12 protein-coding genes are annotated in these 16,417 nt (G+C 64.8%); 3 read left to right on the top strand and 9 right to left on the bottom strand.

Going from position 1 to position 16,417, the window contains the following annotated elements:
- Positions 1-29: 29 nt before the first annotated feature.
- The 5 genes from X268_RS13080 to X268_RS13100 form a co-directional block, all read right to left on the bottom strand.
- The gene (locus X268_RS13080) at positions 30-1,364 is read right to left on the bottom strand and encodes an ABC transporter substrate-binding protein (RefSeq protein ID WP_128925337.1); all 1,335 of its coding nucleotides are present in this window, start codon (positions 1,362-1,364) and stop codon (positions 30-32) included.
- Positions 1,365-1,375: 11 nt separating this feature from the next.
- Complete coding sequence (locus X268_RS13085; RefSeq protein ID WP_128925338.1) at positions 1,376-2,245, bottom strand: carbohydrate ABC transporter permease; 870 nt, start codon at positions 2,243-2,245, stop codon at positions 1,376-1,378.
- Entirely contained in the window at positions 2,242-3,192 is a 951-nt protein-coding gene (locus X268_RS13090) for a carbohydrate ABC transporter permease (protein WP_128925339.1), read from the bottom strand. Before X268_RS13090 ends, X268_RS13085 begins: the two co-directional genes overlap by 4 nt.
- Positions 3,189-4,040 (bottom strand): phosphodiesterase, encoded by an 852-nt coding sequence (locus tag X268_RS13095; protein ID WP_128925340.1) that lies wholly within the window; start codon positions 4,038-4,040, stop codon positions 3,189-3,191. Before X268_RS13095 ends, X268_RS13090 begins: the two co-directional genes overlap by 4 nt.
- Positions 4,041-4,246: 206 nt before the next feature.
- Positions 4,247-5,719, bottom strand: a complete 1,473-nt coding sequence (locus tag X268_RS13100; protein ID WP_128925341.1) for a protein adenylyltransferase SelO — start codon at positions 5,717-5,719, stop codon at positions 4,247-4,249.
- A 196-nt stretch (positions 5,720-5,915) separates the two neighbouring features.
- Between X268_RS13100 and aspS the strand changes: the two genes are divergently transcribed.
- Positions 5,916-7,688 carry an aspartate--tRNA ligase gene (gene aspS, locus X268_RS13105; RefSeq protein ID WP_128925342.1) on the top strand — a complete coding sequence of 591 codons (1,773 nt, stop codon included), beginning with the start codon at positions 5,916-5,918 and terminating at the stop codon, positions 7,686-7,688.
- Between the two features lie 200 nt (positions 7,689-7,888).
- Here the strand turns inward: aspS and X268_RS13110 are convergent, their stop codons facing one another.
- The gene (locus tag X268_RS13110) at positions 7,889-9,856 is read right to left on the bottom strand and encodes a hypothetical protein (protein WP_128925343.1); all 1,968 of its coding nucleotides are present in this window, start codon (positions 9,854-9,856) and stop codon (positions 7,889-7,891) included.
- A 248-nt stretch (positions 9,857-10,104) separates the two neighbouring features.
- Between X268_RS13110 and X268_RS13115 the strand changes: the two genes are divergently transcribed.
- Positions 10,105-12,414 carry an NADP-dependent malic enzyme gene (locus X268_RS13115; RefSeq protein WP_128925344.1) on the top strand — a complete coding sequence of 770 codons (2,310 nt, stop codon included), beginning with the start codon at positions 10,105-10,107 and terminating at the stop codon, positions 12,412-12,414.
- Positions 12,415-12,721: 307 nt separating this feature from the next.
- Complete coding sequence (locus X268_RS13120) at positions 12,722-13,174, top strand: DoxX family protein (RefSeq protein WP_128925345.1); 453 nt, start codon at positions 12,722-12,724, stop codon at positions 13,172-13,174.
- Positions 13,175-13,177: 3 nt separating this feature from the next.
- Here X268_RS13120 and X268_RS13125 read toward each other — a convergent pair whose 3' ends face one another.
- The 3 genes from X268_RS13125 to X268_RS13135 form a co-directional block, all read right to left on the bottom strand.
- A complete protein-coding gene (locus tag X268_RS13125; RefSeq protein ID WP_128925346.1) occupies positions 13,178-14,293 on the bottom strand; it encodes a helix-turn-helix domain-containing protein in 1,116 nt (371 codons plus the stop codon).
- A 411-nt stretch (positions 14,294-14,704) separates the two neighbouring features.
- Complete coding sequence (locus X268_RS13130) at positions 14,705-15,268, bottom strand: dihydrofolate reductase family protein (RefSeq protein ID WP_164937701.1); 564 nt, start codon at positions 15,266-15,268, stop codon at positions 14,705-14,707.
- Between the two features lie 7 nt (positions 15,269-15,275).
- Positions 15,276-16,289 (bottom strand): polysaccharide deacetylase family protein, encoded by a 1,014-nt coding sequence (locus X268_RS13135; protein WP_128925347.1) that lies wholly within the window; start codon positions 16,287-16,289, stop codon positions 15,276-15,278.
- Positions 16,290-16,417 lie beyond the last annotated feature (128 nt).

Here is a 16,417-nt window from a genome sequence, read left to right on the forward strand (position 1 = left end):
ATGAATGTTGGTGCGATGAAGTGCCGGTCTTAGGGCAGCTTCAGCGAGGTCTCCGCGTTGTACGGTTTCAGCGTCTCGTCGGCGGCCTTCTGGGCGGCGGCGAGGGCTTCCTTCGGCTGCTTCTTGCCGTTGAGGACCAGCATCACCTCGTCCTCGAGATTCTTGCGCACCGGCACGGTCTTGTAGGTCGCGAACCAGGGCTTGGCGACGTCGAGCTGCTCGACGGCGGTCTTGGCGTCCGGGTTCTTGTTCAGGAATTCGACCATCTCGGGCGTCTTGTAGGCGGCCATGTTGGGCGCGAAATAGCCGGTGGCGCGGCTCCACCAGCCGCTCTTCTCGGGCGAGGTCATCCACTTGATCAGCGTCCAGGCGGCCTTCTGCTTGTCGGCCTCGAGCCCGGCCGGCATGATCAGGGAGGCGCCGCCGATCGGCACCGCGTTACGAACGTTGCGGGGGATGAAGGCGACCTTGTAGGCGAACTTGGCGTTGTCGCGCACATAGGTGAGCGAGCCCGTCGACAGCATCATCATCGCGGCATTGCCTGATATGAAGGAGGTGCTGACGGCAGGGCCAGGCGTGGCGCCGGGCGTGTGGACCTTGTGCTTGTAGATGAGGTCGTTCCACCAGGAGAGCGCGCCCAGCATCGAGGGCGTGTCGTAATAGACCTCGCCGCCGAACTCCTCGTTGTAGTAGCGCCCGCCATTGCTCATGGTGAGCGTTTCCATCATCCAGCCGCAATAGTCGTAGGCGCAGGGGATCGCGATGCCCCATTGGGTCACCTTGTCGCCCTCGCGCTTGGTCAGCTTCTTGGCCCAGTCGGTGAGCTCGGCCCAGGTCTGCGGCGGCTTGTTCGGATCGAGGCCAGCTTCCTTGGCCTTGTCGGCGTTGATGTAGAGCAGCGGCGTCGAATTGTGGAACGGCACGCCGTAGACCGAGCGATTGATCACCGCGTTGCCCTGCAGCGCCGGGAAGAACTGGCCGAGGAACTGCTCCTTGGTGGTGCCGTCCGCCTTGATCAGCGCATCGAGATTGGTGAGCTCGTTCTCGATCTGCATGTCCAGCAGAAAGTTGGCGGACATGATCACGGCGGCTGGCGGCTTGCCGGCCTTGATGGCGGCGCGCGTCTTGATCAGCGTGTCGTCATAGGAGCCGGTGTAGACCGCGGTCGCCTTGACGTCGGGATGGGTCTCGTTGAACTCCTTGATCAAGGTGCCCATGTCGCGGGCGAGCTTGCCGTCGACGGGGACGGGGAAGAACAAATCGACCTCGGTCGGACCTTCGCCGGCGAGGGCCGGAAGGGCGAGCGCGCCGGCCAGTGTGCCTACTATGGCAAGGCCGAGTACGAGCCTGCGGGAAAACAGCATCGGAAAATCTCCTATTTGATGCCTGAGGTGACGAAAGAGCTGATGAAGCGCTTCTGGAAGATCAGGAAGGTGACGAGCAGCGGGGCGATCACCATCAACGTGCCCGCAGCGATGGTGCCCCAGGCCTGGGTGCCTTCGGCGGTCTTGGTGAAGACGGAGAGGCCCACTGTGAGCGGCCGTTTGTCCGGCGAGTTGATCACCATCAGCGGCCAGAGGAAGTCGTTCCAGTGGCTGGGCACAGAGATGATGGCGAAGGCCGAGAAGCTCGGCATCGACAGCGGCACGTAGATGTGGCGGATGCGTTGGAGCAGGCTGGCGCCGTCGATCAGGGCGGCGTCTTCCAACTCGGTCGGAATGGCTTCGAACGCCTGGCGCATCAAGAAGGTGCCGAAGGCCGAGGCGAAGAACGGCATCATCACCCCAGTGAGCGTGTCGTAGAGACCGAGCTGCGCCACGAGCTTCAGGTTCGGCACGATCAGCAGCACCGGCACCAGCATCAGCTGCATCAGGAACAGGTAGAAGATCAGCGTCTTGCCGACGAAGGCGAGGCGCGCAAAGGCAAAGCCCGCCAGCGTGATGGTGACGAACTGCACCAGCAAGATGCCGGCGCAGATGATCGTGGTGTTGAGCGTGTAGCGCGGGAAGTCGCCGATCTCCCAGGCATCCCTGATGTTGTCGAGCGTGGGTTTGAGGCTCGGCATCAGCTCGGCCATGGCGTTGATTCCGTCGGAGGCCGGGCGCAGCGTCGCCACGACCATCCATAGAAAAGGGATGAGCCAGACGATCGCGAGCAGCACGGTCAGCGCAAAGCCGAGCTTCGGCGTGATCTCGCCCCTTGTCGCGAGCGGGGCGTCTTTGTAGAGCCAGTCGAACAGCTTCATGGCCCGCCCTCGCGGTTCGCCATGGTGCGGAAGGACAGGGCAGTGAGGCCCATCAGCGCGGCCAGCGTCAGCAGCGTCGCCGCCGAGGCCTTGCCGATGTCGTAATGCTCGACCGCCTGCTGGTAGATGTAGAACAGCACGAGATTGGTCGCGTTGGACGGGCCACCCTGGGTCATGACGAAGACGTGGTCGACCTGCGTCACCGCATTGAGGATTGCGATGACGGTGACGAACAGGAAGGTGGGCTTGAGCTCCGGCAGGATGATGTGGCGCAGGCGCATGTAAGGGCCGGCACCGTCGAGATGGGCTGCCTCCATCACATCCTCGGGCACGGCCTGGAGGCCGGCGAGGAAGAACAGCATGTAATAGCCGGCATTCTTCCAGATCGTGATGACCATGATCGCGTAAAGCGCGATGTCGGGGTCGCCGAGCCAGTTCGGCAGCACCGGAAGCAGCCGGCCGATGTAATAGTCGATCAAGCCGACATTGGGCAGGAAGATGAACAGGAACAGCGCAGACGCCGCGACCATCGGGATCAGCACCGGCAGGAACAGCGCGGCGCGCAGCGCGCTGCTCACGGCATGGGTGCGCGACAGCGCCAGCGCGAACAACAGCGCCAGGGCGATGCTCGGGATTGCGGTGCCGGCTGCGTAGACGAGATTGTTGACGACGGCGCCGGTGAAGGCGGGGTCGGCCAGCACCGCGCTGACATTGTCGAGGCCGACGAAGCGCACCGGCGCTTTCGGCGTGGCGCGCTGATAGAGCGCGTCGATGAGGACCCGCCCCATCGCGCCATAGGTGAACAGCGCGAGGAAGACCAGCGAGGGCAGCAGCAGCAGATAGGCCGGCAGCGAGGCTTTGAAGCGGACGATCAGGCGTTTCAGGACATCCGGCCGCGCCGCCGCGGAGGTCGCGACCGGGAGAGCCGCGGGTTCGGCAAGGCTCATCTCACCGCCGCGAACTTGAGCGCATAGTCGCGCCCGTCCATTCCCGCGGGCGGCGCGAAGGGGAGGCGCAGACTCTGGTCGAGGAAGTCGTGGCTGTGCACCACGAGATTGTCGCCGTCGATCAGCACGACACCATAGGCCGGCGGCTCGTGGCTCCCGAGATGCGGCGCGTTCGCATCGAGCTCGAACCAGACCTGGTGATTGGTGCCGCGCAGCGTCGAGAACGGAATCTTGCCGTAGCTGCCGAAGATCGGCCGGTGCACATGGCCGAAGAACAGATGGCGGATGCGCGCGCGATAGGGCGCGATGACTTCCGCGAATTCGGCGCTCTGCTTCAGCCCGATCTCGTCCATCGCGTGGACGCCCACGGGGAAGGGCGGATGATGCATGAAGACGACGAACTCTTGGCCTGCGGACGCGGCGGCAAGCGTGCTCGCGAGCCAGCCGAGGCGCCTTGCGCACATCTCGCCGGCATGGCTGGTCTCGTCCAGCGTGTCGAGGAAGACGAACAGGCCGTGCTCGGTGGTGCGCGTGCCCTGCACGAAACCGTTGGAATCGCGCGGCGCCGCTTTCAGTGCGTCGAGGCAGGTCACGCGGCGGTCGTGATTGCCGACCATGGCGATGTAGGGCATCTTCAGCGCAGCCATCGCCTCGGCGAAGTTGGCGTAGGAGTCAGCCTCGCCCCAATGGGTGAGGTCGCCGGTCACCACCGCAAATGCAGCGTCGGACTGGTGCTTGTTGATGTCCGCGATCGCCGCGTCCAGCCGGGCGCGCGGGTCGAGCCCGTAGAGCGTCGAGCCGGGATTCGCCAGATGCGTGTCGGTGAGGTGGATGAATTTGAAGGGCATGCGCGCCTGTCAGGACTGTTCGAGGAGACGGACGCCTCCGGCAAGACGACCCTGACAGGCGGTTAGAGCGCGTGTGTTTCAGTTTGATGACAGCGGTTCCCGCGGGCGGGACGTGTCCACAAGGCTCGCGGGACTGGAATGGACCGCGCAAGGCGCAATCCATGCCGTGCATCAATCAGAGATGGTGGTGCGCGGTCGAACCCGCCTCACGTCCCGCAGAACGTCTGCAACACCCGCTGGTCCGGCAGCGGCGGATCGGCATAGGCCGCATACTCCGGCTGGTCTTCGAATGGCTTGGCCAGCACCTGCACCAGCTCCTCGAACGGCGCGTAATTGTCGTCGTTCACCGCGGCCTGGATCACGGCCTCGACGCGGTGGTTGCGCGGGATGAACATGGGATTGACCGCGTGCATGGCCGCCTGCCGCTCGACGGCGCCTTGCGACTCCAGCGCGATGCGCGCGCGCCAACGGCCCTCCCATTCGTCGAAGGCTGCGGGCTCCATGAACTGCGCCCGAACGTCGGCGGCGTCATCGCCTGCGGCCTCGCCGAGCTTGCGGAAGGTGAGGGTGAAGTCGGCGTGGTTCTTGGCCATGGTATCTAACAGGTCCTGGATCAGGGCCTCGTCGCCGTCGCGCATCGTGAACAGGCCGACCTTCTTGCGCAGGCCCGCCTGGTAGGCGTCGCTGAACTGATCGGAGAACGCGCCGAGGATCTCTTGCGCCTCGGCGACCGCCTTTTCCTGCTCGTCCGAGAACAGCGGCAGCAGGCATTCGGCAAGACGCGTCAGATTCCAAAAGCCGATGCGCGGCTGGTTGGCATAGGCGTAGCGACCCATCTCGTCGATCGAGGAGAACACCTGGGCGGGATTGTAGGCGTCCATGAAGGCGCAGGGGCCGTAGTCGATGGTCTCGCCCGAGATGGAGCTGTTGTCGGTGTTCATCACGCCATGGATGAAGCCGACCAGCAGCCAGCGCGCGATCAGCTCGGCTTGGCGCGCGACGATAGCGGCGAGCAGGGCGTGATAGGGTCGCTCGGCCTGCACCAGCTCCGGATAGTGCCGGGCGATGACGTGATCGGCGAGCCGGCGGATCGCCTCGGTGTCGCGGCGGACGGCGAAGAACTGGAAGGTGCCGACGCGGATGTGGCTGGAGGCGATCCGCGTCAGCACTGCGCCGGGCAGCGCGGTCTCGCGGATGACGTGCTCGCCGGTGACGACGGCGGCGAGCGAGCGCGTGGTCGGGATGCCGAGCGCGTACATCGCTTCGCTGACGATGTATTCGCGTAGGACTGGCCCGAGCGCGGCGCGGCCATCGCCGCGGCGGGAGAACGGGGTGGGGCCGCTTCCCTTGAGCTGGATGTCGCGGCGGACGCCGTCGCTGTCGATGACCTCGCCGAGCAGGATAGCGCGGCCGTCGCCGAGCTGCGGCACGAAATGCCCGAACTGGTGGCCGGCATAGGCCATGGCGATAGGATCGGCCCCGGAGGGAACCGTCTTGCCGGCCAGGATCGCCGCGCCTTCCGCCGTCTCCAGCAGATCGGGATCGAGCCCGAGCTGGATCGCCAGCGGCCGGTTCAGCTTGATCAGCCGGGGGGCCGCGACCGGGGTCGGCGCAACGCGGGCAAAGAAGCTGTCCGGCAGCGCCGAATAGGAGTTCTGGAAGGGGAAATGTACCGTCATGACCTCAAGATAGGGCTGGAACGTCAATCGGCAAAGGTTCGGCCTCGGATAAGCCAAAAATGGGCATCTGAGGTCCAAAACAGGCCGTTCCCTTGGTTGCCGCCCCGGTTCTGCCGGGGTAACCCCTGCCGCAATCTCGGACCGGCCACGACAGGCGGTTCGATTCGCTTCCTCAGACATTGATTTTGGGACGACCATGCATCGCTACCGGTCACATACATGCGGCGCGCTCCGCGAGAGCAACATCGGCGAGACGGTCCGCCTGTCGGGCTGGGTCCATCGCGTTCGCGACCATGGCGGCGTGCTGTTCATCGACCTGCGCGACCATTACGGCCTGACCCAGTGCGTGGTCGACCCGGACTCGCCGGCATTCTCGCTGGCCGAGAAGCTGCGCTCGGAATTCGTGGTGCGGATGGACGGCAAGGCCCGCCGCCGCCCCGAGGGCACCGACAATGACGACCTGCCGACCGGCAAGGTCGAGGTCTATATCAGCGAGATCGAGGTGCTGGGCCCGGCCGGCGCCCTGCCGCTGCCGGTGTTCGGCGACCAGGACTATCCTGAAGATATCCGCCTGAAGTACCGCTTCCTCGACCTGCGTCGCGAGAAGCTGCATCAGAACATCATGACGCGCGTCGAGATCATCAAGTCGATGCGCCGGCGCATGGAGGGGCAGGGTTTCTTCGAGTTCAATACCCCGATCCTGACCGCGTCTTCGCCGGAAGGCGCGCGCGACTTCCTGGTGCCCTCGCGCATCCATCCGGGAAAATTCTACGCGCTGCCGCAGGCGCCGCAGCAGTACAAGCAGCTCTTGATGATGTCGGGCTTCGACCGCTACTTCCAGATCGCGCCCTGCTTCCGCGACGAGGACCCGCGCGCCGACCGTCTGCCGGGCGAGTTCTACCAGCTCGACGTCGAGATGAGCTTTGTGACGCAGGAAGATGTGTTCGCAGCGATGGAGCCTGTGATCACCGGCGTGTTCGAAGAGTTTGCCAAGGGCAAGCCCGTGACGAAGGGCTGGCGCCGCATTCCGTTCGCCGAAGCCTTGCGCAAATACGGCAGCGACAAGCCGGACCTGCGCAACCCCATCGAGATGCAGGACGTCTCCGAGCACTTCCGCGGCTCCGGCTTCAAGGTCTTTGCGCGCATGCTCGAAGACCCCAAGAACCAGGTCTGGGCGATCCCGGCGCCGGGCGGCGGCAGCCGCGCTTTCTGCGACCGCATGAACTCGTGGGCGCAGGGCGAGGGCCAGCCCGGCCTCGGCTACATCATGTGGCGCGAGGGCGGCGAGGGCGCAGGTCCACTCGCGAACAACATCGGGCCTGAGCGCACCGCTGCGATCCGCGCGCAACTCGGCACCAAGGAGGGCGATGCTGCCTTTTTCGTTGCCGGCGATCCCGACAAGTTCTGGAAGTTCTCAGGTCTTGCCCGCAACAAGGTCGGCGAGGAGTTGAACCTCACCGACAAGGAGCGGTTTGAGCTCGCCTGGATCGTCGACTTCCCGATGTACGAATACAACGAGGACGACAAGAAGGTCGACTTCTCGCACAACCCGTTCTCAATGCCGCAGGGTGGTCTCGAGGCGCTGAAGGGCCAGGATCCGCTGACCATCAAGGCGTTCCAGTACGACATCACCTGCAACGGCTACGAGATCGCCTCGGGCGGCATCCGAAACCACGTGCCGGAAGCGATGGTGAAGGCGTTCGAGATCGCAGGCTACGGCGAGCAGGAAGTGGTCGAGCGCTTTGGCGGCATGTACCGCGCCTTCCAGTACGGCGCGCCGCCACATGGCGGCATGGCCGCGGGCGTCGACCGCATCGTGATGCTGCTCTGTGGCACCACGAATCTGCGCGAGATCTCGCTGTTCCCGATGAACCAGCAGGCCATGGACCTCTTGATGGGCGCTCCGTCGGAAGCCACCACCAAGCAGCTGCGCGAGCTGCATGTGCGGGTGAACCTGCCGCAGAAATGAGGCTTTTGCCTCTCCCCGCGCTTGTCTCGCCGAAGCTTCAGCGAAGGCGGACGCGGGGAAGGCTCTCTCCACGCTGTCATTGCGAGCGCAGCGAAGCAATCCAGGATCTTTCCGCGGGGGGACTCTGGATTGCTTCGCTGCGCTCGCAATGACGGGGAGGGATTTTCGTCAGTTCAACTGCCACCGCTTTCGCAGCGGCCTCACAGCCCCGTCGACGCCTCGATCCTGAACTGCGCCAGCGCGCCCTCCGGGTCCGCATTGAAAAGCTGCATCAACTGCATCAGCGGCGCCTTCGCGCGCGGCGCGATCTTGATGACGAGCGTCTGGCCCGGCGTCTCGACAAAGCTTGCGATCGCATCCACCGCCGTGCCTGCCTCCGGATTGGCGGCGGCGACGTCCGCTCGGTACGCCCTGACGCTGTCGACGAGCGTCCGGCGCGCCTCGTCGCGACTGACATTTCGCCCCCGTGCATTCTGCGCCACCGCTGAATCGACGAAACCATTGTCGCGCACCGACAATTCGAGCGATTCAGCCTCAATCCGGGCGGCCTGACCCATGAACTGAGCGGGGTCGGCTGAAAAGACTTCGCGCGGCACGTTGTTGAGCGCGATACGCAGCTGCGCTCTCGCGATACCTCCAATATCGAGCGTCGCCGGCGCCACGGCGAAGCTGTTGGCTGACTCGGTCCACGCCGCGCCAAGGTCGAGGTCGATCGCGACCTTGTCGATCCCGCCGAGGACGAGTGGAAGCTGCTTCGGATCGGAAGGGTCTGTCGGCGTGACGAATTTGGCAACGACATGGGCCTTGCTCGGGATCGATCCGATCAATTGCCCCCAGTTCAGGCTCAGCGTGTCGATCGTGACAAGCTTCTTCGTGTTCTTGAAGGGCGCAGCCACGCCCTTGATCTCGGCGCCTTCGAGCACGCGGAACAGGCCCAGCATCTGATCGGGCGAGGGCGGCTGCCCTGGAGTTCGAAGGCCAGCCGCCCAGCGCAACAGGTTTGCGGCGCTGAAAGACTTCAGCGCGAAGCGCTCCATCTTGAGCTGGCCCTGCGGCAGCGGCATGTCGAGGCCTTCCAGCGCGATCTTGTCCTGATCGTATGTGATCGCGTTGAGCCGTCCCGTTCCCTGCGGCGTCTCGACCGTCTGCTTGCCGATCTCGGCCTTGCCGATCCGAAAACCCTCGAAGAAATCGGCCATCTTCTCGAGGATGTCGCGCGACTGGGCCGGTGTCGGGATCGAGCCGTCGTTGGGGACCAGCGCGATGATCTCGGCCGGGCGGAATTTCGAGGGCCGGATGGCGATGTCGTCGAAACTGATGCCGTCGACCTGCAGACGCGTGCCCGGTGCCGTCGTCACCACATATGAGTTGACCGAGATGCGTCGATAGATCCGGTGGAAGCTGTCGTCGCCCGACCCTTGCTGATCGAGCGCGGCGCGTACAGCGGTTGCGTCGAAGTCGTAGATGGTCAGACCGGATAGCTCGCCGGTCATTTTCGCGGGCTTGCCCGGCTGGGCCAGGTCGATTGAATAGGTGACGCGGTTCGTCTTCGCCGTTTCGATCTTGCCGCCGTCGACATTCTGGATCGACAGGCCCGAATAGACATAATCGCCGCTGCCCGGATTGCCACTGCCCGCATCCACGTTGACCGCAATGGTCGGCATTGCAATCGAGGACGCCGAGACGGTCGCGTACTGCGCGAGCATGAACCGGTACATGTCGATAATTGAGCCGGTCAGCGGCGCGCCGGCCGCACGCGTCGGGCCGGAAACGTCGCGCGCGCTGATCTGCGGGATCTTGTACTTGGCTGTCAGCTTCGCCCGCTCGTTGGACGTGAAGGCGAACTCGACTTCCGACGCTTCAATGCTGTCCGCCGAGAAGCGCGCCTCGCCGGGTTGGCGCACACCAACGGCTGTGACCTTGGCGATCTTGACGTTGGCGAGCTGCGGCTCGGCGGGCTCGACATTGATGTCCTCGATCGTCAGCGTCCGGGTCGCGAGCTCGAATTCGACCTTGCCGTGGCTCGCCCTGCCGCCGCCTGCGCGCACCTGCTCGAACGCCGCCTCGACCTCGGCGGTGGCCCGATGCTGGGCGTAGAGGTTGAAGCCGAACCATCCGCCCGCGCCGAGCACGAGGAGTGCGATCAGGCCGATCAGGATTCGCTTCATTTCCGTGCCCCAGTTGCTCGTTTCGAACCACGCAACCTGCCATATTCGCGAAACGCCGCGCGGTCCAGGGAAAGCTATGGTTTTCAAATATTTGACCGCGCGCCCTGTTGATGGGCGCGCAATCGGATGTTGCCACCGGGGTACCCGGCGTGCTTCATCCCGTTTCCATGACCCGGAAATACGGTCCGCTTGGACAGGCGCTCCGGATCGTGCATTTTCGAGGCCGGTAACGCGAGGCGAGACACCGCATGTCGTCCTATTCTGATGATCTCCACCAGGCGGCGCTCGCCTACCATCGTCTGCCGCGCCCCGGCAAGCTCGAGATCCAGGCGACCAAGCCGCTCGCCAACCAGCGCGACCTCGCGCTGGCCTATTCTCCGGGCGTTGCCGCCGCGTGCACCGAGATCGCCAAGAATCCGGCGGAAGCCGCCACGCTGACCACCCGGGCCAATCTGGTTGCCGTGGTCTCCAACGGCACTGCGGTGCTTGGTCTCGGCAATATCGGCCCGCTGGCCTCCAAGCCCGTCATGGAAGGCAAGGCGGTTCTGTTCAAGAAGTTCGCCGGCATCGACGTATTCGACATCGAGATTGCCGCCGATACCATCGACCGCGTGGTCGAGACCGTGGCGGCGCTCGAGCCGACCTTCGGCGGCATCAATCTGGAAGACATCCGCGGACCCGAGTGCTTCGAGATCGAGACGCGCTTGAAGGAGCGCATGAAGATCCCGGTCTTCCATGACGACCAGCACGGCACCGCCATCATCGTCGCCGCTGCCATCACCAATGGCCTCAGGCTGAACGGCAAGAAGCTGTCTGACGTCAAGATCGTGGCGTCGGGGGCAGGAGCGGCTGCGATCGCAACCCTGAACCTCCTGGTGTCGATGGGAGCGCAGCGCAAGAACATCTGGGTCTGCGATATCGACGGCTTGGTGCATGAGGGCCGCAACACCACGATGGACCGCTGGAAGGCGGTCTATGCGCAGAAGACCGACAAGCGCACGCTCGGCGATGTTATCGGCGGCGCCGACATCTTCATCGGCCTCTCGGCACCAGGGGTGCTCAAGCCCGAGATGGCGAAGGCGATGGGCGACAAGCCCTTGATCATGGCGCTCGCCAACCCGACCCCGGAGATCATGCCGGAGGAGGCGCGGAAAGCGCGTCCCGATGCCATGATCTGCACCGGCCGCTCCGACTTTCCGAACCAGGTTAACAACGTCCTGTGCTTTCCCTTCATCTTCCGCGGCGCGCTCGACGTGGGCGCCACCGCGATCAACGAGGAGATGAAGCACGCCGCGGTCGAGGCCATCGCGCAGCTCGCGCGCGAGGCGCCGTCGGATGCGGTGGCGCTGGGGGTCGAAACCAACGAAGCGGGCGGTTTCGGTCCGGGCTCGCTGATCCCGAGCCCGTTCGATCCGCGGCTGATCCTGCGCGTGGCGCCCGCGGTTGCGAAGGCTGCGATGGAGTCGGGCGTCGCGACGCGCCCCATTACCAATTTCGACGAGTATGCCGCGCAGCTCATGCGCTTTGCCTTCCGCTCCGGCCTCGTCATGAAGCCGATGTTCGCCAAGGCCAAGACCCAGCCGGTGCGCGTGATCTATGCCGAAGGCGAGGACGAGCGCGTGCTGCGCGCCACGCAAGTGGTGCTGGAGGAGAACCTGGCACGCCCGATCCTGGTCGGCCGCCCGTCTGTCGTGGAGGCGCGCATCAAGCGCTTCGGTCTCTCGATCCGCGCCGGCAAGGACTTCGACCTCGTCAATCCCGAGGACGATCCGCGCTACCGGTCCTACGTGCAGTCCTATGTCGAGGTCGCCGGCCGCCGCGGCGTGACGCCGGATGCGGCTCGCACCGTGGGGCGCACCAACAACACGGTGATCGCGGCGCTCGCGGTCACGCGCGGGGAGGCGGACGCCATGCTCTGCGGCGTCGAGGGACGCTACATGAGCCATCTGCGCCATGTCCGCGAGATCGTCGGTTTCTCGCCTGGCATTAGCGACTACGCGGCGCTGGCGCTGCTGATCACCAGCAAGGGCGCCTTCTTCATCGCCGACACGCAAGTCCGCCCCAATCCGAGCGCGGAGGAGCTTGCCGAGATCGCCTCGCTCGCCGCGGTCCACGTCCAGCGCTTCAACATCAAGCCGAAGATCGCCTTTGTCTCGCATTCGGATTTCGGCAGCTACGACACCGATTCCTCACGCAAGATGCGGCTGGCGACCCAGCTTCTGAAGGACAAGCATCCGGAGATCGAAGCCGACGGCGAAATGCAGGGCGACACTGCACTCTCCGCGGCTGCGCGACGGATGGTGCTGCCGCATTCCAAGCTGGAGGGGGAGGCCAACATCCTGATCATGCCGACCCTGGACACCGCCAACGTCGCCTATCAGATGATCAAGTCGCTGGCGGACGCGCTGCCCGTCGGCCCGATCCTGGTCGGCCCGGCGCGCCCCGCACACATCCTCACGCCCTCGGTGACGGCGCGCGGCATCCTAAACATGACCGCCGTCGCGGTCGTCGAAGCGCAGGAGCGCGCGGCCCGGCAACAGCCGACGTTGTTTACGTGAGACGGAGCACGCCGCGGAGCGGCGAGACGGGTGAGGGGTATCTCTCCGCGCTTCCTCTCTGAAATTGAGCTCGCGGAGAGATACCCCTCATCCGGCGCCGTAGCCGAAGCTAAGCTTCGGCGTTCTCAAGAACGGCGGCCTGAAGGCCGCCTATGCCATCTTCTACCGCAAGGGGAGAAGGGAGACCGCCCGTGCGGCCAACCTTTGAATTCCTTTCAGGTCTCCATTTCCACGTTTGTAAACCGGCGCACGACTCTTCATAATCCATCGACGCGTTCCGCGCTCTGAGCTTGCCAAGAGGCCGATCATGCCAGCGTTCGTGACTTTTGGGCGAATTCTGTTCGCCGTGCTGTTCATCTACACGGGCGCGACCAAGCTCTTTGCCATCCAGGCGACGGCCGACTTCATTGCCACCAAGGTCGTGGTGCCTGACGTCGTCGCGCCCTACGCCAAGCAGGTCGAGACGGCGACCGCGATGACCACACCGCAGCTGCTGGCGATCGCGGTCGGCGGGCTCGAGATCATCGCAGGACTGATGATCGCGCTGAATTTCGGCGCGCGATTCTTCGCGATGCTGATGGTCATCTACGTCGCGGTTGCGACCGTGCTGTTCGATGATTTCTGGAACCAGGCGCCGCCCGACAATGCGAAGATGGTGGTCGATGCGCTGAAGAACCTCTCGATCATCGGTGCATTGTTTATGCTGATGGGCTACGGCCGCACCACGCGTCCAGCCGAAGCGGCCTACGGAGACGTTTAGCCATCAATCTGAACTCGGGGGTGCGATCTCGCGCATCCATCGGGAGATCGTCGCGCCGTTCGTTGTATCCGTGCCGCGCTGCATGCCAAGCAATGCGGCCTCGCGGTCGGCGCGCGGCGTGATGCCATAGGCTGCCTTGAACGAGCGCGCGAAATGCGCGTCGGTGCCGAGCTGCCAGCGCCGCGCGACCTCGCTGATCCGCGGGCCGCGCGCTCCCGAATTGGCGAGGTCGAAGAAGGCGCGGTGCAGCCGCCGGCTGCGGATGTACTCCGCGATGCCTCCGACCGGCGCGAACAGCCGGTAAAGCGAGGCCCGGGACAGGCCGAAATGGGCGGCGATCGAGGTCGCCGACAGGTCTTCACTCGCAAGTCCAGCCTCGATATATTGCCGGATCCGCATCAAGGACGGGCTCGCGGCGGCGGCATGGTCGCTATCAGTCTCGCCACGCTCGAGCTCGTTGCGCAGGCAGGCGGCCAGCAGCGAGACCGTGCCCTCGACCACCGATTGGCATTCGTCGAGGCTCATGCGCGGCGCAAATTCGAACAGAGCCGTGAGATGCCCCGCCAGAAGTCTCGCGATCACGCTGCTGCCCGGCAGCACCAGGCCGTGCAGATCATCGACCCGTAGCAGATGGCTGCCGAACATCGGGCGCGGTACGACCAGTGTGACATTCTCGAACGCCGTTGCTCTGGTCTCCAGCGTCTGGGCCAGATCGAACAGGCAGATATCGCCGGCATGCACGCGGACCGGACTGTCGCCCGCAAGACCGTCGAAGCCACCCCTCAGGTAGAGCTGGAGGATGATGTGGTCGACACCGCTGCGCGCGATCGTTTCGGGCGTGCGACGAAAGCGCTGGCCGCTGGCCCGGCTCAGTCCTATCAGCACCGGCCCCATGGCGTAGGAGCTGATGTCGGCGCGGAACGGGCTCGGTTCGTCGGCAGCGAGCTGGTCGACATCGAACAGTGTGGCGACGGCCTCCCGCCACGCCGCCACATTCGCATCGGCTTCCATCTGATCGGCACTGAAGCCGAAGGCCGGCAACAAGGATGAAATCGGGGCTGTATCGCCTGTCAGTCCGGAGGCAGCTTTCGGACCCGCCGTCGGGCAGTCGTCGCTCATGGTGGCGTGGTCGTGTCTCGATTGTCGTAAGGGTTGGAGCAGGGGTCCCGGCTCCGGGGGTATAGGGTGATCTCCCGCAGAGGGAAAGTCGGTTCATTCGTGCACAAATCCCACCGTCTCGGGCGGGCGGCGGCCGGATGAGGCTTCCGCCACGATCCAAGGCCGCCCCGATTTGAGCTTTTGTCTCAGTCTATTGATGCGGTGTTTCTCATGCGCCGGATCGTATTGACGCAGCGCCACCGACGTTGGTTATAGCGCCACGACCGCCGTCGGGGCCGATTACCGGTTCTCGGCCAATATGCTAGCCGGCTTTGTGCTGGCCGGCGGCGGGACCAATTTGTCGTGACAGGCGAGAAAGATGCTTGATGGTGCGTCAGCACCGGTACTGTGCATGGGGTTGATTTCCGAGTTTTAGTTGGAGCCCCTGGCCGGGTTCCACGGTGTTACGGTCACCCCATGGGCCGCGTCGAGCAGATAGGGTGCGCCCGGCTTCAGTCCGTGCGAAGCCAGCACCTCATGCGGGGTCCGCGCCGGCACGCCGACGAAACAGCCTTCGCCGCCGGGCAGGCGCACCTGTGGGGCTTCCGACAGCCAGAACGTGTCGTAGCGGTCCATGAACAGGTCAAACACGACGGGACCGCCGATGATGGCGACCATGCCGGAGGCGACGTCCGCAAAGGCGCAGGCCTCCTCGAAGCTCGCGTGTTCCGGATTCCACAAGGTCGCGTTCGGCAGCTCCGGATCGACCGTGAGCGCCTTGATCTTGCGGGTCAGGATCAGCCGCTTGCGCTTCGGCGAGTTCGGCTGCTGCTCATGCGAGTTGCGGCCGTGCACGATCAGGGCGGCCCGATCGAGCGCCTGCTCGAAGAACAGCTTGTCCCCCTCGAACTTCAGGCTGTCGGGCATGACGTGACCCGCGTCGGCGAGCATGCCGTCCGCCGAGACGATGACGTAGCCTTCGATGCGGAAAGACAACGGCCGTCTATTCGGAAACTGTCGTCACCACGGAATTGACCGGGCGCTGGCTCACCGTCGGCAGCTTTGCGTCCTTGAGCAGCTCCTGGTCGTATTCGGGCAGCGTCGATGCCGGGAATTTGGCGCGCATCGCCACCACCTTGTAGCCGCCCGCCTTCAGGCGCTTGAGCAGCTCGGGCAGGGCCTCCGCCGTGTGCTTCTGGAAGTCGTGCATCAGGATGATGCCCTTGCCCTTGGCGTCCAGCTTCTTCATCACGGTCTCTATCACCTTCTCGGGCTTGGAAGCCTTGAAGTCGAACGAGTCGATGTCGCAGGAGAAGATCGCGGTGTTGCGGTTGCCGAGATAGGTGACCATCTCCGGCGGATGCTGGAGCGCCGGGAAGCGGAAGAACGGCGAGGGCGAGATGCCGCCGAGCGCCCACTTCACCGCGGACAGGCCCTTCTCGATCTCTTCCTTGCGCTGCGCTTCGTTGAGCTTCTTGTTGTTGAGATTGGCGTGCGACCAGGTGTGGGTGCCCACGGTGTGGCCGGCGTTGTAGACCTGCTTCAGGATCTCCGGCTCGTAGGTCGCGTGCTTGCCGATCGAGAAGAAGATGCCGGTGGTGCATTCATCGGCGAGCGCCTTCAGCACCGCGGGCGTGTTCTTCGGCCAGGGGCCGTCATCGAAAGTCAGCACCACCTCCTTGTCGCGCAGGAAGTCGAGCTCCTTGAAGTGCTCGAAGCCGAAGCCGGGACCGCCCGTGGTGTCGATCTCGACGGTGCGGGCGACGCCGAGCGCGCCCGGCGTGTTGCAGGCCGCACGGGCCGGCTGCGGCGCCTGCTTGGGCGGAGGTGGATTGACGAATCCGGCAGGCGCGGCGGCTGCCACTGGAGCTGCCGCGGGCGCCGCGGCGGCCGGTGTCGCCGCCGGTGCGGCCTGTGTCGCGGCTGCGGGCTTTGCGGCCGGAGTCTGCGACCATGCTGCGCCGGTCATCGCAACCGACATTGCGCTTGCCAAAATCAGTCCTGCCGCCACACGCATGGTGTTGTCCTCGAGATTGATCCCGTTGTTCCGCCGCGGCTTTTCGCCTGCGGCAAAACCCTCCTGCCCCAAACGATCCTAGCCTAGATGGTGCGCCGTCGCCATTGCAACGGCTGTTTGGCACCTCG

The sequence above is a fragment of the Bradyrhizobium guangxiense genome (genome assembly GCF_004114915.1).
In the GTDB taxonomy this organism is placed as follows: domain Bacteria; phylum Pseudomonadota; class Alphaproteobacteria; order Rhizobiales; family Xanthobacteraceae; genus Bradyrhizobium; species Bradyrhizobium guangxiense.

Coding starts and splice junctions, on each gene's coding strand:
- X268_RS13115 (WP_128925344.1), top strand. CDS start 10,105: ATGTCGTCCTATTCTGATGATCTCCACCAGGCGGCGCTCGCCTACCAT.
- aspS (WP_128925342.1), top strand. CDS start 5,916: ATGCATCGCTACCGGTCACATACATGCGGCGCGCTCCGCGAGAGCAAC.
- X268_RS13120 (WP_128925345.1), top strand. CDS start 12,722: ATGCCAGCGTTCGTGACTTTTGGGCGAATTCTGTTCGCCGTGCTGTTC.
- X268_RS13135 (WP_128925347.1), bottom strand. CDS start 16,289: ATGCGTGTGGCGGCAGGACTGATTTTGGCAAGCGCAATGTCGGTTGCG.
- X268_RS13080 (WP_128925337.1), bottom strand. CDS start 1,364: ATGCTGTTTTCCCGCAGGCTCGTACTCGGCCTTGCCATAGTAGGCACA.
- X268_RS13095 (WP_128925340.1), bottom strand. CDS start 4,040: ATGCCCTTCAAATTCATCCACCTCACCGACACGCATCTGGCGAATCCC.
- X268_RS13110 (WP_128925343.1), bottom strand. CDS start 9,856: ATGAAGCGAATCCTGATCGGCCTGATCGCACTCCTCGTGCTCGGCGCG.
- X268_RS13125 (WP_128925346.1), bottom strand. CDS start 14,293: ATGAGCGACGACTGCCCGACGGCGGGTCCGAAAGCTGCCTCCGGACTG.
- X268_RS13090 (WP_128925339.1), bottom strand. CDS start 3,192: ATGAGCCTTGCCGAACCCGCGGCTCTCCCGGTCGCGACCTCCGCGGCG.
- X268_RS13100 (WP_128925341.1), bottom strand. CDS start 5,719: ATGACGGTACATTTCCCCTTCCAGAACTCCTATTCGGCGCTGCCGGAC.
- X268_RS13085 (WP_128925338.1), bottom strand. CDS start 2,245: ATGAAGCTGTTCGACTGGCTCTACAAAGACGCCCCGCTCGCGACAAGG.